This is a genomic window from Streptomyces sp. NPDC019937, assembly GCF_040631655.1.
Lineage (GTDB): Bacteria > Actinomycetota > Actinomycetes > Streptomycetales > Streptomycetaceae > Streptomyces.
Map to the genome: position 1 here is coordinate 78,521 of NZ_JBEYAL010000018.1, position 25,162 is coordinate 103,682.

Genomic DNA, 25,162 nt, shown 5'->3' on the forward strand with positions numbered 1-25,162 from the left:
GCGACCACGAATCCATCACTTTAGCCCGTGATGACCCCGCGCGGCCCCCGAACCACCCAGCTCAGCCGCCCGAGGTGTCCAGCTCCGCGTCCGCGGTGACGCCCGCGCAGTCGTACGGGTCCTCCAGCCAGCCGTCCGGGAGGACCACCCGGTTGCGGCCCGAGGTGCGGCCGCGGGGGCCGTCGGCGCCGGGCGGCCACTCCTGGTCCAGGTCCAGCCCGGCCAGCAGGTCGTCCAGCTCGGCCAGGGACGAGGTGATCGCGAGCCGTTTGCGCATCTCGGAGCCGACCGAGAAGCCCTTGGTGTACCAGGCGACGTGCTTACGGAAGTCGATCACGCCGCGCTCCTCGTCCTCCAGCCACTCGGCGAGCAGCTCGGCGTGGCGGCGCATCACGGCGGCGACCTCCTTGAGCGTGGGCCGGGCGGCACCGGGTGCGCCGCCCGGTACGCCGCCGGGTTCGAACGCCGCCACCAAGTCGCCGAAGAGCCACGGCCGCCCCAGGCAGCCGCGCCCGACGACCACGCCGTCACAGCCGGTCCGGGCCATCATCCGCACCGCGTCCTCGGCGGACCAGATGTCGCCGTTGCCCAGCACCGGGATCTCCGGGACGGTCTCCTTGAGCCGCGCGATGGCGTCCCAGTCCGCCGTGCCGCCGTAGTGCTGGGCGGCGGTGCGGCCGTGCAGCGCGATCGCGGTCACGCCCTCCTCGACGGCGATCCGGCCCGCGTCGAGGTAGGTGATGTGGTCGTCGTCGATGCCCTTGCGCATCTTCATCGTCACCGGCAGCGGGCCCGCGCCCGTCACGGCCTCGCGCAGGATCGCGCGCAGCAGGTTCCGCTTGTACGGGAGCGCCGAGCCGCCGCCCTTACGGGTCACCTTGGGCACCGGGCAGCCGAAGTTGAGGTCGATGTGGTCGGCCAGGTCCTCGTCCACGATCATCCGTACGGCCTTGCCGACGGTCACCGGGTCGACCCCGTACAGCTGGATGGAGCGGGGCTTCTCGGTGCCGTCGAAGTGGATCAGCCGCATGGTCTTGGCGTCCCGCTCGACCAGCGCCCGGGTCGTGATCATCTCGCTGACGAACAGCCCCTTGCCGCCGCTGAACTCCCGGCACAGGGTACGGAACGGCGCGTTGGTGATCCCGGCCATCGGTGCGAGCACCACCGGAGGCTGGACCGTATGCGGGCCGATCTGCAGCTGTGTCTGGGTCATGGGGTGAGCTTCCTCGCGGTGCGGGTAGGGGGTTCGTATGGGTGGCCGTGCCGGACCGTCGTACGGATCGTCGTACGGACCGGACCTCTCATTGTCCCGCACCCGCGCAGGGGATCGGCCGGGCGGTTCATACCTTCGTACCCCCGACATCGTTGTAGCGTTCAACCATGCCTGAGCTCAGCCCCCGGCGGCGCATGCTCGTGCTGGCGATCTGCTGCATGAGCCTGTTGATCGTCAGCCTCGACAACACCGTGCTGAACGTCGCCCTGCCCTCGATGCGGAGCGATCTGCACGCCTCGGTCTCCGGAATGCAGTGGACGATCGACGCGTACACGCTCGTCCTCGCCGCGCTGCTGATGCTCGCCGGGTCGACGGCCGACCGGGTGGGGCGCAAGCGCACGTTCCAGACCGGGCTGGTGATCTTCACCGTCGGCTCGGCGCTGTGCAGCGTCGCGCCCAGCCTGGGGGCGCTGGTGGGCTTCCGCATGGTGCAGGCCATCGGCGGTTCGATGCTCAACCCCGTGGCCATGTCGATCATCACCAACACCTTCACCGAGCCCCGGGAGCGGGCCCGGGCGATCGGGGTGTGGGGCGGGGTCGTCGGCATCAGCATGGCGGCCGGGCCGATCGTCGGCGGGGTGCTGGTGGAGTCGATCGGCTGGCGCTCGATCTTCTGGATAAACCTTCCGGTGGGGCTCGCGGCGGTGGCGCTGACCGCCCGCTTCGTACCGGAGTCGCGCGCCCCGAAGCCCCGCAGGCCCGATCCCATCGGCCAGCTGCTGGTCATCGCCGTCCTCGGCTCCCTGACGTACGCCATCATCGAGGCGCCGGGGCTCGGCTGGGGCTCGCCGCTGATCACCGTCTGCGCGGCGACCGCCGTCGCCGGGCTCATCGCGCTGATCCGCTACGAGCGGCGGCGCGCCGAACCGCTGATCGATGTGCGCTTCTTCCACAGCGCCCCCTTCAGCGGGGCGACGGTCATCGCGGTGAGCGCGTTCGCGGCGCTCGGCGGCTTCCTCTTCATGAACACGCTCTACCTGCAGGACGTCCGCGGGCTCTCCGCGCTGCAGGCCGGGCTGTGGATGCTGCCGATGGCGTTCATGTGCTTCGTCTGCGCGCCGCTGTCCGGGCGGCTGGTGGGCCACGGCGGGCCCCGGCTGCCGCTGCTGCTGGCGGGGGTGACGATAGGAGCCAGCGGGGTGCTGTTCGCGGTCTTCGACGCCCAGTCCACCAACGCGCTGCTGCTGACCGGCTATCTGCTGTTCGGCATCGGCTTCGGCCTGGTCAACGCGCCCATCACCAATACGGCGGTCTCCGGGATGCCCCGTTCGCAGGCCGGTGTCGCGTCGGCCGTCGCCTCCACCAGCCGCCAGGTGGGCCAGTCGCTGGGGGTCGCGGTGATCGGCGCCGTGCTGGCCGCGGGCGCGGCGGCCGGGGTGTCGGGTGCGGCGGCGGGCCACAAGGCGTCGGCGGCGGCGGCCGCCGCGTTCGTGGACGCCGCCCGCCCCGCCTGGTGGATCATCGCCGGATGCGGTGCCGTCATCCTGCTGCTGGGCGCCCTGACCACCGGCCGGTGGGCGCTGGCCACCACCCGGCACGCCGCCGCGCTGTTCGAGGAGGGCGGGCCGACGGGTCAGACCTCGGCCAGTTCGAGCGCCAGGGCGTGAAGCCGGTCCAGGCGCTCACGGGACTCCGCGTCCGCCGGGGTGTAGGTGAGCAGCTTGGGCCCCTTGTTGGGTCCGGTCCACAGACTGGTCGAGGTCAGCCGCAGCACGCCCACGCTCGACTGCCGGAAGATCTTGATCCGGTCGCCGGGCCGCACCACCTCATGGCGCGCCCAGATCTCCCGGAACTCCGGTGAGGCCTCCTCCAGCCGCCGCAGCAACGCCTTCCAGGCGGGCTCGGCGACGTGCTCGGCCATGGCGGCGCGGAACTTGCCCGCCATCACCCGGATCGTCTCGTCCCGCTCGACCAGGCTCGCCCGCCAGTCGTCGTTGGTGAAGGCCAGCCACATGCAGTTGCGGTCCTCCGGCGGCAGCGCGTCCAGATCGCACATCAGCAGCCGGTAGGAGCGGTTGTACGCGAGGAGATCGAACCGGGCGTTCTGCACGCACGCCGGGAACGGCTCCAGCTGCTCCAGCATCACCTGGAGCGACTGCGGCACCCCGGAGCACTCGCTCCCGGGGTTCGGGTCGACCGCTCCGGCGAGGACGAACAGATGTGCGCGCTCGCTGCGGTCCAGGAGCAGCGCGCGGGCGATGGCGTCGAGGACCTGCACCGAGACATGGATGTCCCGGGCCTGCTCCAGCCAGGTGTACCAGGTGACGCCCACCGTGGAGAGCTGGGCGACCTCCTCGCGGCGCAGCCCGGGGGTCCGCCGGCGGCGGCCGCGGGGCAGCCCCACCTGCTCGGGGGTGATCCGCTCCCGGCGGCTGCGCAGAAAGGCCGCCAGCTCGGTCCGTCGGATGTCGGCCCCGCCGCCGACCGTGGCACCCTGCACCGTGATGGTCATGGCTCCAGAGTGCCCCATGAACTCAGCCGGTTGCCAGGTACTTCTTGTACCAGGATAAAGACACTCTGGTACCCGGCTGAGCGAGGCGCGATCGTCTGAAGCGTGACCGAAACCGAAATCCCCACCAGAACCCTCGCCCCGGCCGCCCGGGGCGCCGCCGCGACGACGCCGGTCAGGACGCCGGCTGCCGGGACGCCGACCGCCGGGACACCGGCCGGTGGGGCGCTGAGCGGCCCGGGGCTGTTCACCCTGCTGCTCGGAGCGGCCCTCCCTCTCATCGACTTCTTCATCGTCAACGTGGCCCTGCCCACCATGGACCGCGACCTGAACGCGGGCCCGGCCATCCTGGAGCTGATCGTCGCCGGGTACGGCGTGGCGTACGCGGTACTGCTGGTCCTCGGCGGACGGCTGGGCGACTCCTTCGGGCGGCGCCGGCTCTTCCTCGCCGGAATGGCGGCCTTCGGGCTGACGTCGCTGGCCTGCGGGCTCGCCCCGGACGCGTGGAGCCTGGTCGTGGCGCGCGTCGCACAGGGCGCCGCCGCGGCGCTGATGCTGCCGCAGGTGCTCGCCACCATCCACGCCTCCACCAGCGGCCCGCGCCGCGCCCGCGCGCTCAGCATGTACGGCGCGACGGCCGGTCTCTCCATGGTGGCGGGGCAGATCCTGGGCGGGGTGCTGGTGGCCGCGGACATCGCGGGCACCGGATGGCGCGCGGTCTTCCTGGTCAACGTCCCGGTCGCGCTCATCGGCCTGGCCCTGGCCCTGCGCACGGTGCCCGAGACCCGCTCGAACCGGCCCTCGCCGGTGGACGTCCCGGGCACGGTGCTGCTGGCCGTCTCGCTGATCACGCTGATGGTGCCGCTGACCGAGGGGCGGGCGGCGGGCTGGCCGCTGTGGACCTGGCTGCTGCTGGGCGCGTTCCCGTTCGCGGCGACGGCGTTCTACGTGATCGAGCGCCGTGCCGACCGGGCGGGTCTTGTTCCGCTGCTGCCGCCGAGCCTGTTCGCGCTGCGGGGACTGCGGCGCGGGCTGCCGATGGTGGTGCCGTTCTCGATCGGCTTCGGCGGCTTCATGTTCGTCATCGCGGTCGCGCTGCAGCAGGGGCTGCGGTACGGGCCGGTCGCGGCCGGCCTGGCGCTGGCACCGATGGCCGCCGCCTTCTTCGTGGCCTCGCTCATGGGCCCGCGCCTGGTGGGCCGGTACGGCAGCCGCGTGGTGACCGCCGGCGGACTGTTCCAGGCGGTGGGCCTCGGGCTGCTGATGCTGGCCGTGGCGCGCGACTGGCCGGACCTGTCCCTGGCCGGGCTGCTGCCCGGGGTCGCCCTGGCCGGCTTCGGGCAGGGGCTGCAGCTGCCGGTGCTGATCCGGATCGTGCTGGCCGAGGTGCCGAGCGAGCGGGCCGGGGTGGGCAGCGGCGTGATGGTCACGACCCAGCAGTCCTCGCTGGCGCTGGGCGTCGCCACGCTCGGCACGCTGTTCCTCGCGCTGGCGCCGTCGACGGGGATGGGTGACGCGCTGGTGATCACGCTGGTGGCGCAGCTCGCGGCGGTGGCGCTGACGGTGCTGCTGAGCCTGCGGCTGCCGCGCGTGGTGGCGTGAGCGGGGCTGGATGGGCCGGCAGACGGGCGACGGCACATGGGCGGTGACAGATAGGCGATGACATGCCCGCGGTGACGGGTAGGCGGTAACAGGTATGCGATGACAGATATTGAAATCTGTCATCGCATATGCCACGCTCGTTGACGCATACACCCACGCACCACGTCGGCCTCGCGCCCCCGAGTCCCCCGCAAGGAGCACCCCATGCAGACGCGCCAACTCGGCACCACCGGCCCCCAGGCCTCCGCGATCGGCCTCGGCTGCATGGGCATGTCCGCCCTGTACGGCCCCGCGGACCGAGCCGAATCCCTGGCCACCATCCACGCCGCGCTCGACGCCGGGGTCACCCTGCTGGACACCGGCGACTTCTACGCCATGGGCCACAACGAACTGCTCATCAACGAGGCCCTGCGCACCGCGCCCGCCGCCCACCGCGAAAGGGCCCTGCTCAGCGTGAAGTTCGGCGCGCTGCGCGGCCCCGACGGCGGCTGGGCCGGCTATGACGGGCGCCCGGCCGCCGTCAAGAACTTCGCCGCCTACTCGCTCCAGCGCCTCGGCACCGACCACATCGACGTCTACCGCATCGCCCGCGTCGACCCCGACGTCCCGATCGAGGAGACCGTGGGCGCCATCGCCGAACTGGTCAAGGCCGGGTACGTACGGCACATCGGGCTCTCGGAGGCGGGTGCGGAGACCATACGCCGTGCCACCGCCGTCGCTCCGATCAGCGATCTGCAGATCGAGTACTCCCTGATCTCCCGCGGCATCGAGGACGAGATCCTGCCGGTCTGCCGGGAGCTGGGCGTCGGCATCACCGCGTACGGCGTGCTCTCCCGCGGGCTGATCAGCGGCCACTGGAGCCGGGACCGCAAGCTCGCCGAGAACGACGTCCGCGGCTTCGTCCCACGCTTCGCCGGCGAGAACATCGACCACAACCTCGGCCTCGTCGAGGCCCTGCGCAAGGTCGCCGACGACAAGGGCGTCAGCGTCGCGCAGATCGCCATCGCCTGGGTGCTCGCCCAGGGCCCCAAGCACGCCACGGCCATCGTGCCGCTGATCGGCTCTCGCACACGCGCACAGCTGACGGAGGCCCTCGGCTCGCTGGACGCTACGCTCGACGCCGACGACCTGGCCGCGATCGAGGAGGCCGTTCCGGCCGGTGCCGCAGCGGGCTACCGCTACCGGGAGGCACAAATGGCCTTCCTCGACAGCGAGAAGAAGAAGTAGAAGAGGTACGGGACCCGATGCCGCCGCCCGAGACACCCCTGACCCCCGACCGCGTCCTCGAAGCCACCGAGGACGTGCTGCGCCGCTACGGTCCGGCCAAGGCCACGGTCGTGGACGTGGCCCGCGCGCTCGGGGTCAGCCACGGCAGCGTCTACCGCCACTTCCGCACCAAGGCGGCCCTGCGCGAGGCGGTCACCGAGCGGTGGCTCGACCAGGCACACGACGAGCTGTTCCGCATCGCCCGCGCCAAGGGCCCGGCGGCCGACCGGCTGCGCGAGTGGCTGTCCACCCTCTTCGCCGCCAAGCGGGCCAAGGCGGGGGACGATCCGGAGCTGTTCGCCACCTATCTGTCCCTCGCCGCGGAGAACAGCGGCACCGTCGCCCGGCACATCGAGACGATGATCGGTCACCTCACGAGGATCGTCGAAGGCGGCATCGCCAGCGGCGAGTTCAGGAGGTCCAACGCCCGCGACACGGCCCGGGCCCTGTGGGCCGCGACGGCCCACTTCCACGACCCGGTGTACGCGCGGGAGTGGTCGGCCCCGGACGTGGAGCTGGCCTTCGCCGACCTCTTCGCCCTGCTGCTGAACGGCCTGCGGGCCTAGGTGTGCTGTCCCTGCACGTTGGTGACAGGCGACGCGCGTGAGGAGAGCGCAGCGGCGCTGCGTGCGACGAGCGCGGGGCCGCGAGGTGCCGCCCGCCGCGGCAGCGGCTGATGTCACAGCGGCGTCGGGAGCCCGGCATGATCCACACGACACCCCCTAGCGACGCCCGGCGCTCAGCGCACCCCCAGGAACCGCAGCACCGCCAGCACCCGGCGGTGGTCCGCGTCGGCGACCGGCAGGTCCAGCTTCACGAAGATGCTGTTGATGTGCTTCGCCACCGCGGACTCGCTGATCACCAGCGCCGCGGCGATCCCCGCGTTCGACCGGCCGCCCGCCATCAGCTCCAGCACCTCCCGCTCCCGCCGCGTCAGCCGGTCCAGCGGGTCGCTGTGGCGGCGGACGAGGAGCTGGGAGACCACCTGCGGGTCCAGCGCGGTACCGCCGCCCGCCACCCGCCGCAGCGCGTCGATGAACTCCTCCACGTCCGCGACGCGTTGCTTCAGCAGATAGCCGATCCCGCTGGTGTGCGCGGTGAGCAGATCGGCCGCGTAGCGCTCCTCCACGTACTGCGACAGCAGCAGCACCGCCGTGTCCGGCCACTGCTGCCGGATGAGCAGGGCGGCCCGGACGCCCTCGTCCGTGAAGCCCGGCGGCATCCGCACGTCCACCACGGCGATGTCCGGGCGGTGCTCCTCCACCGCCGTCAGCAGGCCCTCCGCGTCCGCCGCCTCCGCGGTCACCTCGAAGCCCGCCATCTGCAACACCTTGACGAGGCCGATCCGCAGCAGAACCGAATCCTCGGCGATCACAGCACGCACGGCAGCTCCACGGTGATGACGGTCGGGCCCCCAGGGGGGCTGCTGATGCCGAACGTGCCGTCAACCGAGCCCGCCCTTTTGGCGAGCCCGGTGAGGCCGGTGCCCCGGACGGCGTCGGCCCCGCCCTCCCCGTCGTCGGTGACGACGATCCGGAGCGTGTCCCCGGTGCGCACGACCGTGACATCGGCCCGCTGCGCCCGCGCGTGCTTGGCGACGTTGGCGAGGGCCTCGGAGACGACGAAGTACGCGACGGCCTCGACGGTCGGGGCGGCTCGCTCCGGCACGTGGACGTGCAGCCGCACCGGCAGCGGGGCCCGCGCCGCGATGCCGGAGAGGGCGGCGTCCAGCCCGAGTTCGTCGAGCACGGCCGGGTGCAGCCCGCGCACCAGGCTGCTCAGCTCCTCGATGGCCTCCTTGGCCTCCCGGTGCGCCTCCGCGATCACCTGCCGTGCCTCGTCCGGCAGATCGGTCAGCGTGGCCTTGGCCAGGCCCAGGTTCACCGCCATGGAGACCAGCCGCTGCTGGGCGCCGTCGTGCAGATCGCGTTCGATGCGGCGGCGCTCGGCATCGGCGGCGTCGACCGCGCCCGCCCTGCTCTCGGTCAGGTCCTCGACCCGGCGCTTCAGTTCCCTGGCCGGCACGGTCCCCAGCAGCGCGGTCGCGGCGCGCGCGTCGAGCCGTACGAGGGCGCCGACGAGCGCGTAGGAGAGGGCCAGCAGGATCAGGCCACCGGCCGTGACGTACGCGGCCTGGGTCGAGTACCCGACGTGTTCGAGCCGCCAGGACAGCGGGACGCCCCACACCCAGATGTACACGGTGGCGGCCACGAAGCCGACGAGGGCCATGACGACGGCCAGCACTCCGCCCCACGCGACCGCCGGTCCGGCCAGCAGGTGGTACCACAGCTGCCGCGGAGCCCATGCGGGCCCGGTGATCTCGATGCCGAGCAGCTCCTCGAAGCGCCACCGCTGGACGCGCGTCAGCACAGGCGTGGCCACGGCCGGGATCGCGAGGGGGAGGGTCAGGGCGAGCATGATTTCGCCCAGCGTCGAGGTGTCCTGGTAGATCAGCCACGGCATGCTCATGGGTATCGCCCAGGCCACGAACTGCACCGCCGCGCCGACGGCACCGAAACCGAGGTCGCGCCGCAGCCGGTGAAGCGTCCGTTCGAACGCGGGCCGCAGCGCGGTGGGGAGTCTCATGCGGCGACTCTAGAGCGGCTCGGTGCGGCCGCGCGCTGGAGCACGGACCCGGAAAGGGGGTGCAACTAGTGCCACCCCACATCGGCAACTGCCATGAACGACACGGGAGGTGGCGCCGACCAGGCTGGTGGGCAGGCCCGATCGCCGGGCCGTCCGGAAGGAGACCCGCCCGATGACCGCCCTGTACGCCCCCGCCCGGCCCGGCCGGAGCACATCCCGCCCCCGGCCCCGTCCGACGTGGCTCACCCGGGTACGCCCCGAGCCGGTGCTGCTCGTCTCGGGGGTGGCGCTGGTGCCCTGGCTGTACGTACTGGCGCGGACGCTTCCCTCCACCGCCCGGGTCGCGCACTGGAACGCGGCCTGGGTGGGCCTGGACGCGCTGGAAGCGCTCGGGCTGCTCTCCACCGCCGTCCTGCGGCTGCGCGGGGACGACCGCCACCGGCTCACCGCAGCGGCCACCGGCGCGCTGCTGCTGGTGGACGCGTGGTTCGACACGGTGACGGCCGCCTCGGGCGGGGAGCTGGCCGGTGCCGTCGCGATGGCGCTGGGCGCGGAGCTGCCGCTGGCCGCGGTGTGCGCGGCGCTCGCGCTGGGCGGCACGCCGAAGGACACCCGGCAGGTCAGCCCTGGGACGCCGCCCACCACAGCATCACCGCGGCCACCGCGAAGCACACGAACATGATCAGCAGCGCCTGGCGCCGCGCCGCCGCGTCGGCCGTCATGCGCGGGGAGCCGAGGGCGCCATGGGCCTGGGCGAGGTGGTCGAGGCCCTTGTGGCGGGCCCCGCCGTAGGTGATCCGTTCCGTCCAGTCGCAGTGCCGGCAGCCGAGGAGCCGCCGCTGCCCCGGGCCGTAGCCGTAACTCACCTCGAAGACGGTGCCGTCCTCGCGGGTGGCCGTGATGTGATGCGTCACGCCTCGCATGGTTGGTGAACCCCCGTTCCTGCCGAACCCCTGCCGAAAGCGAACCTGCCAAGCCGACGGGCTCCGGCGCCGCGGCATTCCCACCGCGGTGCCGGAGCCCGTCCTCGTGCTGTGCGCCCTGCCGTAACGCGCTGGTCAGCAGCCGATCAGCCGGCCGCCCAGGTACGACTGGATCTGGTCGAGGGAGACCCGCTCCTGCTTCATCGTGTCGCGCTCGCGCACGGTCACCGCGTTGTCGTCGAGCGTGTCGAAGTCGACGGTGACGCAGAAGGGCGTGCCGATCTCGTCCTGACGGCGGTAGCGGCGGCCGATGGCGCCCGCGTCGTCGAACTCGATGTTCCAGTGCTTGCGCAGGTCCGCCGCGAGCCCCTTGGCCTTCGGGGAGAGCTGCGGGTTGCGGGACAGCGGCAGCACCGCGACCTTGACCGGGGCGAGCCGCGGGTCGAGCCGCATCACGGTGCGCTTCTCCAGCTTGCCCTTGGCGTTGGGCGCCTCGTCCTCGATGTACGCGTCGAGCATGAAGGCCAGCATGGCGCGGCCGACGCCCGCCGCCGGCTCGATGACGTACGGGGTCCAGCGCTCGCCGGCCTCCTGGTCGAAGTACGACAGGTCCTGGCCGGACGCCGCGGAGTGCGCCTTGAGGTCGTAGTCCGTGCGGTTGGCCACGCCCTCCAGCTCACCCCACTCCGAGCCGCCGAAGCTGAAGCGGTACTCGATGTCGGCGGTGCGCTTGGAGTAGTGGGACAGCTTCTCCTTCGGGTGCTCGTACCAGCGGAGGTTGGCCTCCTGGATGCCGAGGTCGCGGTACCAGTTGAAGCGCTGCTCCATCCAGTACTCGTGCCAGGTCTCGTCCTCGCCCGGCTTGACGAAGAACTCCATCTCCATCTGCTCGAACTCACGGGTGCGGAAGATGAAGTTGCCCGGCGTGATCTCGTTCCGGAAGGACTTGCCGAGCTGCGCGATGCCGAACGGCGGCTTGCGGCGCGAGGTCTGCTGCACGGCGAGGAAGTTGGTGAAGATGCCCTGGGCGGTCTCGGGCCGCAGGTACGCGACCGAGCCGGAGTCCTGGGTCGGGCCGAGGTGCGTGGACAGCAGCCCGGAGAACTGCTTGGGCTCGGTGAAGCTGCCCTTGTTGCCGCAGTGCGGGCAGTTGAGGTCGGCCATGCCGTTCTCGGGCAGCTTGCCGTGCTTGGCCTCGTAGGCCTCCTCCAGGTGGTCCGCGCGGAACCGCTTGTGGCAGGAGGTGCACTCGGTCAGCGGGTCCGTGAAGGTGGCGACGTGGCCGGACGCCTCCCAGACCTCACGGGCGAGGATCACGGACGAGTCGAGACCCACGACGTCGTCGCGCGAGGTGACCATGGAACGCCACCACTGGCGCTTGATGTTCTCCTTCAGCTCCACGCCGAGCGGTCCGTAGTCCCAGGCGGCGCGCTGGCCGCCGTAGATCTCGCTGCACGGATAGACGAAGCCACGGCGCTTGCTCAGGCTGACGATGGTGTCGATCTTGTCGGCGGCCACGGTGCTCTCTTCATTGATGACGACATTGGAGGACGCGAAGCGAATGCTTCAGGTTACCGGCGGCGGCACCCCCCGGATCAAATCGATACCGGAAGTGATCGAGAACAAGACCCTTGTTGACAACCGTTTCCATCTTTGTTGAAAATGAGAGTCATGAACATACGCCGCCTCTCCCCCGCGGCAGCCCTTGCCGGGGCCGCCGCGATGGGCTTGACCACCCTCACAGCCTGCTCCAACCACACCGGAGACGGAAGGACGGACGGCAAGCTCGACGTGGTGGCGTCGTTCTATCCCATGCAGTTCCTCGCCCAGCGCATCGGGGGGGACCACGTCCATGTCTCCACCCTGACCAAGCCGGGTGTCGAACCGCACGACCTGGAGATCAGCCCCCGGCAGACGGCCCAGCTCAGCAAGGCCGGGCTGGTGGTCTACCTCAAGGGGCTCCAGCCGTCCGTCGACCGCGCCATCGGCCAGGCCGAGCCGCGGCACGTCGCCGACGCCGCCTCGTACACCACCCTGGAGGACCACGGGACGGAGGTGGAGGGCGAGGAGGGCCACGAGCACGGGCACGAGGCCCACGAGGGTGACGCCGCCGCCGATCCGCACATCTGGCTCGACCCGGTGCGCTACGCCCAGGTCGCCGAGGGCGTCGGCAAGGCCCTGCGGAAGGCGGACCCGGACCACGCCGCCGCCTACAAGAAGAACACCGCCGCCCTGGTGAAGCAGCTCGGCGCTCTGAACGACGACTTCAGGACCGGGTTGAAGGGCCGCGGCACGGACACCTTCATCACCACCCACGCCGCGTTCGGCTATCTCTCCGAACGCTACGGGCTGCGCCAGGAGGCCATCTCCGGGCTCGACCCGGAATCCGAGCCGAGCCCGGCACGGATGCGGGGGCTGCACACGATCGCCAAGAAGGACAAGGTCGGCACCGTCTTCTTCGAAACGCTCGTGAGCGACAAGACGGCGAAGACCCTGGCGGGCGATCTCCATCTCAAGACGGACGTCCTCGACCCCATCGAGGGGATCGGCGAGGCGTCCAAGGGCCGCGACTACTTCGAGGTCATGCGGTCGAACCTGACGGCTCTGCGCAAGGCGCTCGGCGCGGGATGACGCGCGACACGACGGAGGAATCCATGGCCAAGGAACCCGACGGCAGCGCACGGCCTGCCGCGACCGCCGCCCCCTCGGCAGCCGCCGACGCCGATCCGGTCATAGCCCTGCGCGGCGCCACCGCCTCGCTCGGCGGCCGCCCGATCCTGCGCGGCGTCGACCTGACGGTGGGGCGCGGCGAGGTCGTCGCACTGCTCGGCGCGAACGGCTCCGGCAAGTCGACCGCCGTACGCGCCGTCGTCGGCCAGGTGCCGCTGACCGGCGGCGAGCTGGCGCTGTTCGGCACCCCCGGCCGCCGCTTCCGCGACTGGGCCCGTGTGGGCTACGTACCGCAGCGCACCACCGCGGCGAGCGGCGTCCCCGCGACCGTCCGCGAGGTCGTCTCGGCCGGGCGGCTGGCCCGCCGCCGGTTCGGGCCGCCGCGCAAGGCCGACCGGGCGGCCGTGCACCGCGCGCTGGAGCTGGTCGGCATGGCCGACCGCACCCGTGACCCGGTCGGCGCGCTCTCCGGCGGCCAGCACCAGCGGGTGCTGATCGCCCGCGCGCTGGCCGGTGAACCCGAGCTGCTGATCATGGACGAGCCGATGGCCGGGGTCGACCTGGCCAGCCAGGAGATCCTCGCCGGGACCCTGCGCGAGCAGGTCGCCGCGGGGACCACCGTCCTCCTCGTCCTCCATGAGCTGGGCCCACTGGAGCCGCTGATCGACCGCGCGGTGGTGCTCCGCGACGGCTGTGTCGTCCACGACGGCCCGCCGCCCAAGGCCGTCGGACAGCATGCGCTGCCCGGCCATGATCACGTCCATCCCCACGCGGCGCCCGACGCCGAACCGATCCGGACAGGGTTGCTGACCTGAGATGCTGGAAGTCCTCGACTACGCCTTCATGCAGCGGGCCCTGCTCGCCGCCGTCCTCGTCGGCATCACCGCCCCCGCCGTCGGCATCTACCTCGTCCAGCGCCGCCAGGCGATCATGGGCGACGGCATCGGCCACGTCGCGCTCACCGGGGTCGCGCTCGGCTTCCTGACCGGCACCAACCCGGTCTGGACCGCCATCCTCGTCTCCGCGCTCGGCGCCGTCCTGATGGAGCTGATCCGCTGGTACGGCAAGACCCGCGGCGACCTCGCGCTCGCGATGCTCTTCTACGGCGGCATGGCCGGCGGCGTCCTGCTGATCAACCTCTCGCCGACCGGCTCCAACGCCAACCTGACCACGTACCTCTTCGGCTCGATCACCACCGTGTCGCAGCAGGACGTCGTCGTGATCAGCCTGCTGGCCGCCTTCGTCGTACTGATCACCCTCGGGCTGCGGCGGCAGCTGTTCGCGGTCTGCCAGGACGAGGAATTCGCCCGGGTGACCGGGCTGCCGGTCCGTACGCTCAACCTGCTGCTGGCGATCACCGCGGCCGTCACCGTCACCGTCGCCATGCGCGTCGTCGGCCTGCTGCTGGTCAGCGCCCTCATGGTGGTCCCGGTCGCCGCCGCCCAGCAGGCCACCCGCGGCTTCGCGATGACGCTGGCGCTGGCGGTCGGCATCGGCGTCGTGGTCACCCTGTCCGGGACGGTCTTCTCCTTCTACAAGAACGTGCCGCCCGGCGCGAGCATCGTCGTCCTCGCCATCGGCGTCTTCGCCGTGATCACCGCGCTCGCCGCGCCCCTGGCCAAACGGCGCGCCCATCGGCCCGCCGCGGCGTCCGAGGGGCGGTGCACCCTCAAGGACGACGTACTCGTCTAGTGCACAGCTAGTCCGTAGCCGATCCGTTAGCTGGCACAATGGCCAGGCAGACGACAGACGCTTACGGGCAGGCGAGGTTGAGGAGGCAACTGTGGCGACCGCGGGTCCCCCAGTACGCGGCCGGTCCACCAGGCAGCGCGCCGCGGTGGCGGCGGCGCTGGACGAGGTGGACGAGTTCCGCAGTGCGCAGGAGCTTCACGACATGCTCAAGCACCGGGGCGACTCGGTCGGCCTGACCACCGTCTACCGCACCCTCCAGTCCCTCGCCGACGCCGGCGAGGTCGATGTCCTGCGCACCACCGAGGGCGAGGCCGTCTACCGCCGCTGCAACAGCGAGGAGCACCACCACCACCTGGTCTGCCGCTCCTGCGGCAAGGCGGTCGAGGTCGAGGGCCCGGCGGTCGAGAAGTGGGCCGACGCGATCGCCGCAGAGCACGGTTTCGTGGACGTGGCCCACACCATCGAGATCTTCGGCACCTGCGGCGACTGCGCGGCCCCCTCGGCCGGGGGCCAGGCCTGACGACCGGGCCCGGCGGCTAGCGCTTCGGCTGGTTGAAGCGCAGCAGGTTCCCGGCCGGATCGCGGAAGGCGCAGTCGCGCACGCCGTACGGCTGATCGATCGGTTCCTGCAGCACCTCGCCGCCCGCCGCCCGGATGTGCTCGAACGTGGCGTCCACGTCGTCCGTCGCGAAGAGGACGCCACGCAGCATGCCCTTGGCGAGGAGTTCCGCCATGGCCTGCTTGTCGGCGGGCGAGGCGTTGGGGTTCGCGGCGGGGGGTTCGAGGACGATGTTGACGTCCGGCTGTGACGGCGACCCGACGGTCACCCAGCGCATCCCTTCGAACCCGACGTCGTTGCGGACCTCCAGGCCCAGGATGTCGCGGTAGAAGGCGAGTGCCTCGTCATGGTCGTCGACGGCTATGAAGCACGTGGAAAGCGTGATGTTGTTCATGTCTGTCACGCTACGACCGGTCGGCGGGATCCGCTTCTCCATTCCTGACCGGGTTCCTGACCGGGCGGGTGAAGACCTTGGCGACACAGGCCGGGATGTCCGCGCCATGCTCATGATCGCGCGACCGGTAGGCGCTCGGGCTCTCCCCGACCAGTTCCGTGAACCGTGAGCTGAACGACCCCAGCGACGTACACCCGACCGCGAAGCAGACCTCCGTCACCGACAGATCCCCCCGCCGCAGCAACGCCTTGGCCCGCTCGATCCGCCGCGTCATCAGGTAGCTGTACGGCGTCTCCCCGAAGGCCTCCCGGAAGCTCCGCGCGAAGTGCCCCGTCGACATCAGCGCCCCACGCGCCAGCGCCGGCACGTCCAGCGGCTGCGCGTAGTCCCGATCCATCCGGTCCCGCGCCTTCCGCAACCGGACCACATCCTCCAGATTCACCCCCACAGGATCACACGCCGCCCCAGACGGCTTCCAGATCCCGGCAGTGCACGATGATCACCGCATCGGTCAGGGCGATCTCATGGCTGCATCCGGCGTCATGCGGAAGGATCTCGTCGAGCAGGACCGTGTCCGTCTCCATCCAGTCGATGGCGTGCGCGTAGTCGATCGAGAAGTGCCGGACCCCGGCGTAACGGATCCGCAGCCCCGTGTCGTGCTTCCACTCGCTGGGCACGAAGGTGAGCGTCAGCCCGCCGCCCTTGCGCCCGGGGATGCCGACCCCGGCCAGCCCCAGATCCTTCACGCACCGGGCGCCGGTCCCGAACCGGTAGTGCTCCTCGTCGGAAGCGAACGCCCAGGCCCCGGGGGGCAGGGCGTCCCGCAACCGCGGCAGCTCCGCCAGATAGGCGGTCGGGTCGACCCGGAACCCATGCAGCTCCGGGTCCCATGCGGCCTTCGCGAATTCCATGATCCCCAGGCTAAGCGGCTCTCCCTTCACCGCTGGTCATGGAGGGACAACGCGTCGTGTCTGCCGTGACGGCGGCATCGGCCCTGTGAAGCCCCTGAGAAGATCGCCACCAACGCGCTTCGGCACGGGCTCGTCGGGCAGGATCGGCCATCGTGAAGACAAAGCGCATCGGCCAGTTCGCCCTCTTCGGCGTCCTGGTGGCCTCCGCCTCCGTTCTGACGGCCCAGCTGATCTCCTCTTCCCCCGAGGAGACGTCCGTCGGAAAGGCCCCGTCACACGGGCCGCCCGCCAACGTGCCCACGCTGAAGGACGGAAAGATCCTGCCCGCCGGCGAGTGGCCGGACGCCTGCTCCTTGGTGACCCAAGAGGACATCGCGGCGATCCTTCCGGACGCCGAAGAGATCCGGCAGACCGACCGCCCGATCCCCGCCCGCTCGATCAAGGAGTTCCGTGCGGACTCCTCGTGGAAGCCGAGCGACCGGGCCCCGTCCGGCGAGTGCGACTACGTCATGCGGCTGCCGGGCGAGACGTACAGCGCGACCCAGGCCTGGATCCGCATCGATGCCGTGGCCGACCCCAAGCTGATAGCCCGATACTTCGAGTCCGGCGCGCCGGGAACCCCCGGCGGGAGTACGGACGGGGCGGACAAGTGCGTCATGGCCTTCGCTTTCGACCAGAACTGGACGTGCCGCAAGGGCCCGCTCCTGTTCACGGTCGGCGGGCAGACCACCGCGACGTTCGACGGCATGCCGGACGCGGCGCCCTTCGGCTGGCGCGACAAGGTGACTCCGGAGCTCGTCCGGACCGTGGCCGCGAAGATCACGTAGCGCGAGGCGGGCCGGTCGCGCGGTCGGCCCGCTCAGTGGTGCATCCGCGCGCCCTTGAGGACCTTGTCCACCGCGTTGCGCGGCCCGTAGACGGCCATTCCGACGAGGTCGAGCTGGTCGGCGCCCACCGCCCGTACGGCCGCCCGGTTGTCCCGGTCGTTGCCCGTGCCGAACAGGTCCGAGGTGAACACGGCCCTCGGCAGGGCACGTGACAGCGCGCGGCCGTGCGCGGTGGTCAGCGTCTCCTTCGTCCCCTCGAAGATCAGCACGGGCTGGCGGAACATCGGCAGGTACGCGGTGCCGTCGGCGTCCGCGTACGGCTCGCCGATCACCTCGGGGGCCACCGTGCCGAGCCCGCTGACGACGAAGGCGGTCACATTCAGCCGCTGCCAGGTCTCCAGGTCGTCGCGCAGCAGCACGGCGATCTTCGTGTCGAAGCGGACCGGGGCGCTCTCATCAGTCGTCGTTTCAGTCGTCGTTGTCATGCTCCGAGACTGGCGGCCGCGTGCCGTCGTCGTCTTGTACGTTCTTTGCATGGCGTCCCGACAGAAGATCTCTGCTTGGCGCCCGTCGGTCCCGGGCGTCAGCGAGGTCTTCCATGCCCACTTCACCGAGCACGCGTACCCCATGCACGTCCACGACGCCTGGACCCTGCTGATCGTCGACGACGGCGCGGTCCGCTACGACCTGGACCGCCATGAGCGCGGCACGCCGAACGACACCGTCAGCCTGCTGCCGCCGCAGGTCCCGCACAACGGCTCGCCCGCCACCTCGCACGGCTTCCGCAAGCGGGTGATCTACCTGGACATGACGCAGCTGGACGAAAGCCTCATCGGACCGGCGGTCGACGGCCCGGACCTCACCGATCCGCTCCTGCGGCGACGCATCGGACAGCTGCACGCCGCCCTCGCCGTCCCGGGAGACGAGCTCGAGGCGGAGAGCCGCCTGGCCCTCATCAGCCAGCGCCTGCGCGAACATTTGCGCCCCCGGCTGGCCGTGGTCGGCGCGGCACCCGACCGGGGCATCGCCCAGAACCTGCGCGACCTCCTCGACGCACGCTTCGTCGAAGCCCCCACCCTGGAGGAGGCCGCCCGCCTCCTCCACGCCCACCCCACGCACCTCGTCCGCGCCTTCAGCACCGCGTTCGGCATCGCACCCCACCAGTACGTGACCTCCCGCCGCGTCGACCTGGCCCGCCGCCTGCTCCTCGACGGGCAGCCCCCGGGAGAGGTGGCCACCGCGGTCGGCCTCTACGACCAGTCGCACCTGACGCGCCACTTCAAGCGGGTCGTAGGAGTCGCCCCGGGGCGATACGCCCGCACGGGGGCGACGCCACGCCTCGGTTCGCGCCGACTCCTCACGCCTTCAAGCTGAACCCGACGCCGCTCCTCCGCCATGCCCTCACTTCGGCCGCGAGCCGGTGCACCTCGATCTCCACGCCGCTTTCGCGCCGGGCCGCGTGGATGAGGTCACGGGATCGTGAACCAGCAAATATCTCCCGAGTCGGGCATGGTCGAGAGCTTCCGCATTTCTGACTGAATCCTGTCCAGAGCCCCCTCTTTCGCTACCGGCCACGGGGAGAACGGATGCGCGTCCGATGCGGTGAGCTCTCCGGCCCGGACTCCTCGGTCGTACAGGTCACCAACAATTCGCAACGTCATGTTCATCAATTCCTGGCGACTGGCTCCCCTCCCCAGCAGACTTGCAACCGTTCCACTGATTACCGAAAACCCCACCCAGTCGTCTCGTGCGTATTGCAGCAGATACTGGAGCTCTGCATCGTAATCGGCCCGGGCTTCCACTCTCATCAGCTCCCGTGCTGCGGTACATGAAACCTTTTCATTTCCAATCCGTCCACATCATTGTAGTCGATGGTTGGCCCACCGGATTTACTGAAGGGACGGTAAGTCACGGTGGACTTGGGGTCTTCCGACAGATGCCAAACTTCGATATCACCCTTGGGCGTATGCTTCACCTCGGGCGCACCTAGCTGTTCGTGCAACCCAGCGCGCACCCGTTTGAGCTCATCCTCGCTCACCATCCTCACACCAGGACTGTCTTCGATTCCGAGCATGTTCCCTTGTTTATCGATCGCCGTATTCCGCGCGACTCCGTGCTTCTCCGCATCCGCCGGGTCAAGGCACTTCAATCCGAGGGGATCGATCCAAGAAAATGGACTGAAAACATAACTGTGGTGGTTTGGTGCCGCTGCGAGCCCGAGAGGGTCCGGTGAGGTGTAGCGGGCGGTTTCGGGGTCGTAGTGGCGGAAGTAGTTGTAGTACAGGCCCGTTTCGGGGTCGGCGTATTGGCCGGGGAAGCGGAGGGGGCAGTCGAGGGCGGCGGGTGGAGTGGGGAGTTGGGTGCCCCAGAGGGTGGTGCGGTGTTGCCAGGCCAGTTCGCCGTCCTGGGAGACCAGTTCGGTGGGGGTGCCGACCAGGTCGGTGATGATGGCGTGGAAGCGGGTCTCCGTCGCGGGGTTGTCCGCGAATTTTGTGAGGAGCGAGGCACTCTGCCGGCGGGTCAGGGTGTGGTGGTTGGCCTGGGTGAGGGGGCGGTGGGTGCCGGGGGTGTAGTCCCAGGTTATGTGGCTGCCATCCGGGGTGGACTGTTCCGCCAGGCGCGTGTCTTCCCAGGCGAAGTGCAGGGTGTCGGCCGCGGTGCCGTCGTCGGTGAGGCGGTGCTTGGATATGCGGCGGCCCAGTGGGTCGTACGTGTAGTGCCAGCGGTCGCCGTCCGGGGTGGTCGCGTCGGTGAGGCGGTCTTCGGCGTTCCAGGTGTAGGTCCAGGTGCGGGTCCGGCCGCTCAGGAGTTTGCGGGTGCGGCGGGTCAGGCGGCCCTGGGCGTCGTGTTCGTAGGTGGTGCGGCCGGCGCGGTGGAGGATCGTGCCGGTGAAGGAGCGGTCGCCGGGGGTTTCGTGGTCCGGGGCCGTGGCGTGGGTGAGGTTGCCTGCCGTGTCGTACGCGTAGGTCTCCGTCCAGCCGTGGGCGTGGACGGCGGTGACCCGGCCGAGGGGGTCGAGGTCGAAGCGGCGGGTGCCGGAGGTGAGTTCGCGGATCTCGGTGAGGTAGCCGTCCGCTCGGTAGGCGTACGAGCGGTGTTGGAGGAGGTGGTCGGCGGCGGGCTCGGGGCCTCGGGTGAGGGTTTGGGTGGTGAGGCGGTCTGCCGTGTCCCAGGTTTGGGTCAGCGTCGCGCCGTCACCCAGGCGGCGTTCGGATTCCCGGCCCACGGCGTCGTAGGTGAAGGCCAGGGCCCCGGCGTCGCTCCGGAGGTCGACGGGACGGCCTGCGGCGTCGTGGGTCCAGGTGGAGCGCAGGCCGCTGGGGGTGGTGCGTTCGGTGCGGCGGCCGACGGCGTCGTAGGCGTAGGTGGTGGTGCGGCCGTTGACCGACTCCGACAGGACGCGGCCCAAGGGGTCACGTTCGATGGTCAGCTCGGAGTCCGGGTTGGTTGCCTGGGTCAGGCGGCCCGAGGCGTTGTAGGTGTACCGGGTGGTGTCGCCCGCGTCGGTGCGCTGTTCGACGGTGCGGCCCAGCGCGTCGCGGGTGAAGTGGAGCGTTTCGCCCGCGCCGTTGGTGCGGGTCAGGAGGCTTCCGGCCGCGTCGTGGGTGTAGGTGAGGGTACGGCCGTTGAAGTCGGTCTCGGCGGTGAGGCGGCCCGCCGGGTCATAGGTGTACGTCCAGGTCAGGCCCTGCGGGTTGGTGACCTGGGTCAGGCGCACCTCGGTGTCGTACGCGAAGGCGTAGCTCGCGCCGTCGGGGTCGGTACGGGTCGCGGGGACGTCGAAGTGGGTGTGCGGTGTGGTGGGTGGTGTTGCCCGCCGGGTCGGTGTGGCTGCGGAGGTTGCCTTCGCCGTCCCAGGTCCAGGTCTCCCGCGTGCCGTCGGCCGCCTCGCGCCAGGCGGGCCTGCCCTCGGTGGTCCAGCCCATGCGGGTGGTGTGGCCGAGGGGGTCGGTCACCTCCACCACGCGTCCGAAGCTGTCGCGGAGGGCGGTGGTGGTGTGGCCCAGGGGGTCCACGACCGCGGTCGGCAGTCCGGCCGGGTCGGGGGTGACGCGGGTGGTGTGATCGAGAGCGTCGGTCACCGCCGTGAGGTGGCCATGGTCGTTGTACGTGTAGTGGGTCCTCGCACCGGTCGGGTCGGTGGTGGTGAGGAGGTTCCCGGCGTCGTCGTAGGCGTGGCGCCAGATGGTGCCGCCCGGTCGGGTGACCTCGGTCGGCAGGCACAGGTCGTTGTACGTGGCCCGGGCCTCGCTGCCGTCGGGGAGGGTGACGGTGGTGAGGTTGCCGTCCTCGTCGTAGGCGTAGCCGGTCGTGCGGCCCAGGGGGTCGGTGACCGAGAGCCTGCGGTCTCCTCGGGCGTTCCACGTGGAGAGGGTGGTGTGGCCGAGCGGGTCGGTCTCCTCGATGACCTGGCCGTCGGCGTTGTAGCGGTAGGTGGTGCGGTGGCCGAGGGAGTCGGTGTAGATGGTCGTGCGCGCGTCGTCGTCGTATTCGAGGGTGCCGTTGTAGACGCCGTCGCTGCCCTCGGTGCGTACGACGCGGCCGTCCGGACCGTAGACGTACGCGAACGACGTGCCGTTGCGGTCGGTCCAGGACGTGACGCGGCCCTGCGCGTCGTAGGTGAAGCGCAGGGGCTCGTCGCTGGAGTTGATGACCTCGGCGAGGTTTCCGGCCTCGTCGTACGCGTAGCGCATGACGACCGTGCCGGTGCCGTCGCGGCCATGGGGGTCGTAGATCGAGGGCGCCTCGTCGAGCAGGCGCAGGGCGGTGACGCGCCGGTGGCCGTCGGTGTCGATGGCCACGTAGTAGCCGCCGGAGTGGCGGATCGCGAGGGGGTTGCCGGCCAGGGCGCGTTCGATGTCGACGCGGGTGCCGTTGCGGTCCTGGAGGCTGTCCAGCCACAGGTGGACGGCGCCGGACTCGTCGGCGGGCGCGGGACGCGTGAAGGTGCGGACGACGCCGGTCCGGGGGTCGGTGACGGTCATGACGCCGTCCGGCTTGCCGTCCCACTCCAGCGGCCAGCGCGCGCCCTTCTCCGGCAGCGTGGGCACGCCGGGCTCCGGCACCGGGTACACCAGCCGCATGCCGTCGGCGGCGGCGAAGACCACGCCCTGGGAGTCGAGCTGGATGCGCTCGTCCAGCAGGCACGACCAGGTCGGGCCGAAGCTGGTGCCGCCCCGGTAGGACGACAGATGAGTGCGCTCGAAGACCAGCGGCAGGGAGCCCGGGAGGGTCAGGTCGGTCTGGTCCATCAGCATCGCGCCGGTCGCGATGTCGATCGGCTCACCACACCTCGGGCATTCCTTCGTCGGGCGGCCGGCTGGGCCCTCCTCGATGAGGTTGGGGCGCATGCCGGGCGGCTTCAGCAGGTTGGGAACGCCACCGGTCTTGGGGAGCACGCCGGGCTTGAGCACGCCCGCTCCCGCGCCGAAGATGCCGCCGTAGATCATGCCGTCCTTGGCGGCGGCGTTCACCTCGTCCAGGCTGAAGCCGTTCTGCTGTCCCAGGATGATCTTCACGGGCTGGGCGACGGCGACGTCCACGGTCACCGAGAGAACGCTGGTGAAGGCCGCGCCGACCAGCATTTCCGCGGCGATGGTGGCGACCGCCTCCTCCACCGCGATGCCCAGCCCGGCCGCCATCGCGATGATCTCCCCCGCGACCGCGTCGGACCCCCCTCCGGTGACGGGAGTCAGCAACACGCCGCCGACGAGGGCGACGGCATCGATGCCGATCTGCGTCCACAGCTTCTCGATCGCGTCATCGACCTGGTCGGCGAATTTGTCCAACGCCTTGGCCATGCTGCGGGCGGACTTGGCGAGGTTGCTCAGCCAGCCCTCGTCCTTGCCCTTGGCGTAGCGCTCCCAGAAGGTCTCGAAGGCATCGATCGCCTCGCCCTTGTTGTGGTGGATGAGTGTCGTGGCCGCTTTGTCGGTCGCGGCGCGCACGTCATCCACACTGTCGGCGAAGGTCCGCCAGGCGTCGGCCGCGTGGCGCAGGGTGCCGGAGTTGGCGTCCGGCCACCACATGCCGAGCTTCAGCAGAAGAGCCTTGGCCTTCTCCTCTATTTCGCTTCCGAAGCTCACTTGTGGCCACCCTCACCAGGCGCGTGCTTGGCCTTGGTGAACATGCCCTCGATCAGCTTGTCGTTGTCGACGTGGCCGTCGGCCATGTCCTGCATCGCCTCATGGATGCTGGTCAGGCCGAGGACGAGGATGCCGGTGGACGACTCGATGTGCTTCTGGTTCGGCTTGTAGTGCGTCCCGAAGTCCTTGCCCGGCTTGTCGTCCCCCCACGGCTCCCCGTAGCCGTCCAGAGTGCTGATCAGGGTGGTCAGCGCCTCACTCAGCTTCACCGCCTGGTGGTGGAACGTCGGTGAGACGGACTTGATGTCCGCCACCTTGATGTCCAGGACCTTGCCCTTGCCGCGGCCGTCGCCCATGCCACGCCTCCCCCTCCGGCATACGTGTGCAAAGCCTCCAGACTAGGACGACGCTGATCATGGCCCGTTCAATGTGGGCTCTACAACGAGTAAAGAGTGCGCCGGACTCGTTCGCGGGCCGGGCGCTACCTCCGGCGCAGGCTCGCCAGGAACCGCCAGAGCGCGGAGCGCGGCCGTTCCGGCCGGGAGGCGGGCCCGGGCTCGAGGGCCGGCAGTCCGGGGACGGGCGCGGGCGCGGCGGACGGTGCGGGAGCGGGCCCGGCGGCCGGCGCGGGCGCGGGCAGCGCGGGGGACGGTGACGCCGGGGCCCGGCGCGCGCGCATCCGGAACCGGACCGGGAAGGACTTCAGGCCGCGTACGTACGTCGACGAGCGCCACGGCAACTGGTCGGCGGGCAGCCCCAGTTCGAAGTCGCACCGCTCGAACAGCTTGCCCACCGCCGTGGTAACGATCATGTCCGCGAGTTCCCGCCCCGGGCACTGGTGCGGTCCCGTGCCCCAGGCCAGATGGGCGCGCGAGCTGACCGACCGCTCATAGCTGCTGGTCGTCGTGAACAGCGGATCGCCGTGCGCGGCGGCGATCGAGGGGATGACCATGTCGCCCGCGGCGAGCCGGAAGTCCCCCAGGTCGGTGTCGGCCACCGGGAAGCGGGCGGTGAGGTTGACCCACGGCGGCGAGGCGATGTGCACGCGGTTGACCAGTTCCTCGATGGGCCCCGCCATGAGGTCGGCCTGCGCCCCCGACTCGCCGTCCAGCACCTCCAGCACACTGTTGGTGATGGCGTGGCTGACCAGCTCGGACGTGATGACGAGGATCGCGTACAGTTCGAGGCCGATCTGCTCCAGCGTCAGCGGCGGGTCGATGGCGAGCAGCCGTGTGGTCAGGTCGTCGCCCGGGTTCTCCCGCTTGTACGCGGCCAGCCCGGTCGTCGCCGCCACCAGTCGCCCGACGGCCGCACCGGCGTCCGGGCCACCGTCCACCATGCGCCACGAGTCCATGAAGACGTCGTCGCCCTGGTCGACCGGGAAGCCGAACAGCCGGTTGACGACCATCAGCGGCAGCGGACGCGCGAACTGCGCGCCCAGGTCCACCCATCCGCTGTCGCTGCCGTCCGCGAAGAACGTGATCAGTTCGTCGGCGTGCCGGGAGATGGCCTTCTCCAGATCCCAGGACTGTGGCGCCCCGGTGTCCTGGAAGGGGCCGAGCGCCTCGTCGACGGCGGCGCGCGTCGCCTTGCGCTCCTGGTCGTCGCTCAGCAGCAGGTGGCTGACCTGATAGGCGGGCAGATGCGGCCAGTCGGACGGCACTCCGCCCTCACGCAGCAACGTCCAGTGGTCGACGTCCTTCTTCCACGTGCTCTCGTCACGCAGGACTTCCCGCACCTCGCGATAGCCGAGAACCAGCCACACCGGGACCCCGTACAGCTCTACGGGCGCCACCGGCCCGTACCGCCCCCGAAGCCGTGCGTAGACCGACGCGGGCCGGGTCTCGAACTCCCGGGTCATCAGCGGTTCGACGGCCAGGGAGGCCAGCTCGGACGGGGGGTGTTCCATGTGCGATGTCCTTAG

General features: G+C 70.8%; 24 protein-coding genes and 1 pseudogene. 11 read left to right on the forward strand and 14 right to left on the reverse strand.

The features are described from left to right. Positions 1-61: 61 nt before the first annotated feature. Positions 62-1,213 (reverse strand): tRNA dihydrouridine synthase DusB, encoded by a 1,152-nt coding sequence (gene dusB / locus ABZ562_RS19790; protein WP_361481032.1) that lies wholly within the window; start codon positions 1,211-1,213, stop codon positions 62-64. Positions 1,214-1,380: 167 nt separating this feature from the next. Here dusB and ABZ562_RS19795 point away from each other — a divergent pair, with 167 nt between their 5' ends. Next, positions 1,381-2,880, forward strand: coding sequence for an MFS transporter (locus ABZ562_RS19795; RefSeq protein WP_361481034.1), 1,500 nt, complete (start codon positions 1,381-1,383; stop codon positions 2,878-2,880). Here the strand turns inward: ABZ562_RS19795 and ABZ562_RS19800 are convergent. After that, complete coding sequence (locus ABZ562_RS19800) at positions 2,847-3,725, reverse strand: helix-turn-helix transcriptional regulator (protein ID WP_361481036.1); 879 nt, start codon at positions 3,723-3,725, stop codon at positions 2,847-2,849. The genes ABZ562_RS19795 and ABZ562_RS19800 overlap by 34 nt on opposite strands. Positions 3,726-3,827: 102 nt before the next feature. On the opposite strand from ABZ562_RS19800, the gene ABZ562_RS19805 reads away from it, so the two are divergent. The 3 genes from ABZ562_RS19805 to ABZ562_RS19815 all read left to right on the forward strand — a co-directional run bounded on the left by ABZ562_RS19805 (position 3,828) and on the right by ABZ562_RS19815 (position 7,156). Then, complete coding sequence (locus ABZ562_RS19805) at positions 3,828-5,324, forward strand: MFS transporter (RefSeq protein ID WP_361481038.1); 1,497 nt, start codon at positions 3,828-3,830, stop codon at positions 5,322-5,324. 204 nt (positions 5,325-5,528) lie between these two features. Next, entirely contained in the window at positions 5,529-6,551 is a 1,023-nt protein-coding gene (locus tag ABZ562_RS19810) for an aldo/keto reductase (protein ID WP_361481040.1), read from the forward strand. Positions 6,552-6,568: 17 nt separating this feature from the next. Beyond that, positions 6,569-7,156 carry a TetR family transcriptional regulator gene (locus tag ABZ562_RS19815; protein ID WP_361481043.1) on the forward strand — a complete coding sequence of 196 codons (588 nt, stop codon included), beginning with the start codon at positions 6,569-6,571 and terminating at the stop codon, positions 7,154-7,156. Between the two features lie 173 nt (positions 7,157-7,329). On the opposite strand, the gene ABZ562_RS19820 is transcribed toward ABZ562_RS19815, so the two are convergent. Beyond that, a complete protein-coding gene (locus tag ABZ562_RS19820) occupies positions 7,330-7,974 on the reverse strand; it encodes a response regulator transcription factor (RefSeq protein ID WP_361481046.1) in 645 nt (214 codons plus the stop codon). Next, positions 7,962-9,176 carry a histidine kinase gene (locus tag ABZ562_RS19825; RefSeq protein WP_361481049.1) on the reverse strand — a complete coding sequence of 405 codons (1,215 nt, stop codon included), beginning with the start codon at positions 9,174-9,176 and terminating at the stop codon, positions 7,962-7,964. The genes ABZ562_RS19820 and ABZ562_RS19825 overlap by 13 nt, the downstream gene beginning before the upstream one ends. Before the next feature lie 172 nt (positions 9,177-9,348). On the opposite strand from ABZ562_RS19825, the gene ABZ562_RS19830 reads away from it, so the two are divergent. Further along, positions 9,349-9,858 carry a hypothetical protein gene (locus ABZ562_RS19830; RefSeq protein WP_361481052.1) on the forward strand — a complete coding sequence of 170 codons (510 nt, stop codon included), beginning with the start codon at positions 9,349-9,351 and terminating at the stop codon, positions 9,856-9,858. Here ABZ562_RS19830 and ABZ562_RS19835 read toward each other — a convergent pair. Both ABZ562_RS19835 and ABZ562_RS19840 read right to left on the reverse strand, forming a co-directional pair. Further along, a complete protein-coding gene (locus tag ABZ562_RS19835; protein ID WP_361481055.1) occupies positions 9,797-10,099 on the reverse strand; it encodes a hypothetical protein in 303 nt (100 codons plus the stop codon). The two genes, ABZ562_RS19830 and ABZ562_RS19835, sit on opposite strands and share 62 nt — an antisense overlap. A 135-nt stretch (positions 10,100-10,234) precedes the next feature. Continuing rightward, positions 10,235-11,617: a glycine--tRNA ligase gene (locus ABZ562_RS19840; protein WP_361481058.1), complete on the reverse strand. Its 1,383-nt coding sequence runs from the start codon at positions 11,615-11,617 to the stop codon at positions 10,235-10,237. A 153-nt stretch (positions 11,618-11,770) separates the two neighbouring features. On the opposite strand from ABZ562_RS19840, the gene ABZ562_RS19845 reads away from it, so the two are divergent. From ABZ562_RS19845 to ABZ562_RS19860, 4 genes are all read left to right on the forward strand, one after another. Beyond that, positions 11,771-12,730 carry a metal ABC transporter substrate-binding protein gene (locus tag ABZ562_RS19845; RefSeq protein WP_361481061.1) on the forward strand — a complete coding sequence of 320 codons (960 nt, stop codon included), beginning with the start codon at positions 11,771-11,773 and terminating at the stop codon, positions 12,728-12,730. Positions 12,731-12,753: 23 nt separating this feature from the next. Then, the gene (locus ABZ562_RS19850; RefSeq protein ID WP_361481064.1) at positions 12,754-13,584 is read left to right on the forward strand and encodes a metal ABC transporter ATP-binding protein; all 831 of its coding nucleotides are present in this window, start codon (positions 12,754-12,756) and stop codon (positions 13,582-13,584) included. A gap of 1 nt (position 13,585) precedes the next feature. Then, positions 13,586-14,461, forward strand: a complete 876-nt coding sequence (locus ABZ562_RS19855; protein ID WP_361481067.1) for a metal ABC transporter permease — start codon at positions 13,586-13,588, stop codon at positions 14,459-14,461. Between the two features lie 91 nt (positions 14,462-14,552). After that, positions 14,553-14,981 (forward strand): Fur family transcriptional regulator, encoded by a 429-nt coding sequence (locus tag ABZ562_RS19860; protein WP_361481070.1) that lies wholly within the window; start codon positions 14,553-14,555, stop codon positions 14,979-14,981. A gap of 16 nt (positions 14,982-14,997) precedes the next feature. Here ABZ562_RS19860 and ABZ562_RS19865 read toward each other — a convergent pair whose 3' ends face one another. Genes ABZ562_RS19865 through ABZ562_RS19875 form a run of 3 tightly spaced genes read right to left on the reverse strand, consistent with a single transcriptional unit; the run spans position 14,998 to position 16,325 of the window. After that, positions 14,998-15,414: a VOC family protein gene (locus ABZ562_RS19865; protein ID WP_361481073.1), complete on the reverse strand. Its 417-nt coding sequence runs from the start codon at positions 15,412-15,414 to the stop codon at positions 14,998-15,000. 10 nt (positions 15,415-15,424) lie between these two features. Continuing rightward, complete coding sequence (locus ABZ562_RS19870; protein ID WP_361481076.1) at positions 15,425-15,856, reverse strand: helix-turn-helix transcriptional regulator; 432 nt, start codon at positions 15,854-15,856, stop codon at positions 15,425-15,427. A gap of 10 nt (positions 15,857-15,866) precedes the next feature. Continuing rightward, entirely contained in the window at positions 15,867-16,325 is a 459-nt protein-coding gene (locus tag ABZ562_RS19875) for a hypothetical protein (protein ID WP_361481078.1), read from the reverse strand. Between the two features lie 152 nt (positions 16,326-16,477). Between ABZ562_RS19875 and ABZ562_RS19880 the strand changes: the two genes are divergently transcribed. Next, positions 16,478-17,152: a hypothetical protein gene (locus ABZ562_RS19880; protein ID WP_361481081.1), complete on the forward strand. Its 675-nt coding sequence runs from the start codon at positions 16,478-16,480 to the stop codon at positions 17,150-17,152. 32 nt (positions 17,153-17,184) lie between these two features. Here the strand turns inward: ABZ562_RS19880 and ABZ562_RS19885 are convergent, their stop codons facing one another. After that, a complete protein-coding gene (locus tag ABZ562_RS19885) occupies positions 17,185-17,637 on the reverse strand; it encodes a DUF2000 domain-containing protein (protein WP_361481084.1) in 453 nt (150 codons plus the stop codon). A gap of 49 nt (positions 17,638-17,686) precedes the next feature. Here ABZ562_RS19885 and ABZ562_RS19890 point away from each other — a divergent pair, with 49 nt between their 5' ends. Then, complete coding sequence (locus ABZ562_RS19890) at positions 17,687-18,526, forward strand: AraC family transcriptional regulator (RefSeq protein ID WP_361481087.1); 840 nt, start codon at positions 17,687-17,689, stop codon at positions 18,524-18,526. A 95-nt stretch (positions 18,527-18,621) separates the two neighbouring features. Here ABZ562_RS19890 and ABZ562_RS19895 read toward each other — a convergent pair whose 3' ends face one another. The 4 genes and pseudogenes from ABZ562_RS19895 to ABZ562_RS19910 all read right to left on the reverse strand — a co-directional run bounded on the left by ABZ562_RS19895 (position 18,622) and on the right by ABZ562_RS19910 (position 25,147). Further along, on the reverse strand, positions 18,622-18,960 hold the full coding sequence (locus tag ABZ562_RS19895; RefSeq protein WP_361481090.1) for a hypothetical protein: 339 nt from the start codon (positions 18,958-18,960) through the stop codon (positions 18,622-18,624). Between the two features lie 335 nt (positions 18,961-19,295). Further along, positions 19,296-23,181, reverse strand: a pseudogene (locus ABZ562_RS19900) (DUF6531 domain-containing protein); the annotation flags it as partial. 53 nt (positions 23,182-23,234) lie between these two features. Beyond that, the gene (locus ABZ562_RS19905) at positions 23,235-23,594 is read right to left on the reverse strand and encodes a hypothetical protein (protein WP_361481093.1); all 360 of its coding nucleotides are present in this window, start codon (positions 23,592-23,594) and stop codon (positions 23,235-23,237) included. A 125-nt stretch (positions 23,595-23,719) separates the two neighbouring features. Then, a complete protein-coding gene (locus tag ABZ562_RS19910; protein ID WP_361481096.1) occupies positions 23,720-25,147 on the reverse strand; it encodes a cytochrome P450 in 1,428 nt (475 codons plus the stop codon). Between the last annotated feature and the right edge of the window lie 15 nt (positions 25,148-25,162).

What these genes read in the sequence shown, in the direction of transcription:
- dusB (WP_361481032.1), bottom strand. Translation starts at nt 1,213, where the DNA reads ATGACCCAGACACAGCTGCAGATCGGCCCGCATACGGTCCAGCCTCCG.
- ABZ562_RS19795 (WP_361481034.1), top strand. Translation starts at nt 1,381, where the DNA reads ATGCCTGAGCTCAGCCCCCGGCGGCGCATGCTCGTGCTGGCGATCTGC.
- ABZ562_RS19800 (WP_361481036.1), bottom strand. Translation starts at nt 3,725, where the DNA reads ATGACCATCACGGTGCAGGGTGCCACGGTCGGCGGCGGGGCCGACATC.
- ABZ562_RS19810 (WP_361481040.1), top strand. Translation starts at nt 5,529, where the DNA reads ATGCAGACGCGCCAACTCGGCACCACCGGCCCCCAGGCCTCCGCGATC.
- ABZ562_RS19815 (WP_361481043.1), top strand. Translation starts at nt 6,569, where the DNA reads ATGCCGCCGCCCGAGACACCCCTGACCCCCGACCGCGTCCTCGAAGCC.
- ABZ562_RS19825 (WP_361481049.1), bottom strand. Translation starts at nt 9,176, where the DNA reads ATGAGACTCCCCACCGCGCTGCGGCCCGCGTTCGAACGGACGCTTCAC.
- ABZ562_RS19830 (WP_361481052.1), top strand. Translation starts at nt 9,349, where the DNA reads ATGACCGCCCTGTACGCCCCCGCCCGGCCCGGCCGGAGCACATCCCGC.
- ABZ562_RS19835 (WP_361481055.1), bottom strand. Translation starts at nt 10,099, where the DNA reads ATGCGAGGCGTGACGCATCACATCACGGCCACCCGCGAGGACGGCACC.
- ABZ562_RS19845 (WP_361481061.1), top strand. Translation starts at nt 11,771, where the DNA reads ATGAACATACGCCGCCTCTCCCCCGCGGCAGCCCTTGCCGGGGCCGCC.
- ABZ562_RS19850 (WP_361481064.1), top strand. Translation starts at nt 12,754, where the DNA reads ATGGCCAAGGAACCCGACGGCAGCGCACGGCCTGCCGCGACCGCCGCC.
- ABZ562_RS19855 (WP_361481067.1), top strand. Translation starts at nt 13,586, where the DNA reads ATGCTGGAAGTCCTCGACTACGCCTTCATGCAGCGGGCCCTGCTCGCC.
- ABZ562_RS19865 (WP_361481073.1), bottom strand. Translation starts at nt 15,414, where the DNA reads ATGAACAACATCACGCTTTCCACGTGCTTCATAGCCGTCGACGACCAT.
- ABZ562_RS19875 (WP_361481078.1), bottom strand. Translation starts at nt 16,325, where the DNA reads ATGGAATTCGCGAAGGCCGCATGGGACCCGGAGCTGCATGGGTTCCGG.
- ABZ562_RS19885 (WP_361481084.1), bottom strand. Translation starts at nt 17,637, where the DNA reads ATGACAACGACGACTGAAACGACGACTGATGAGAGCGCCCCGGTCCGC.
- ABZ562_RS19890 (WP_361481087.1), top strand. Translation starts at nt 17,687, where the DNA reads ATGGCGTCCCGACAGAAGATCTCTGCTTGGCGCCCGTCGGTCCCGGGC.
- ABZ562_RS19895 (WP_361481090.1), bottom strand. Translation starts at nt 18,960, where the DNA reads ATGAGAGTGGAAGCCCGGGCCGATTACGATGCAGAGCTCCAGTATCTG.
- ABZ562_RS19905 (WP_361481093.1), bottom strand. Translation starts at nt 23,594, where the DNA reads ATGGGCGACGGCCGCGGCAAGGGCAAGGTCCTGGACATCAAGGTGGCG.
- ABZ562_RS19910 (WP_361481096.1), bottom strand. Translation starts at nt 25,147, where the DNA reads ATGGAACACCCCCCGTCCGAGCTGGCCTCCCTGGCCGTCGAACCGCTG.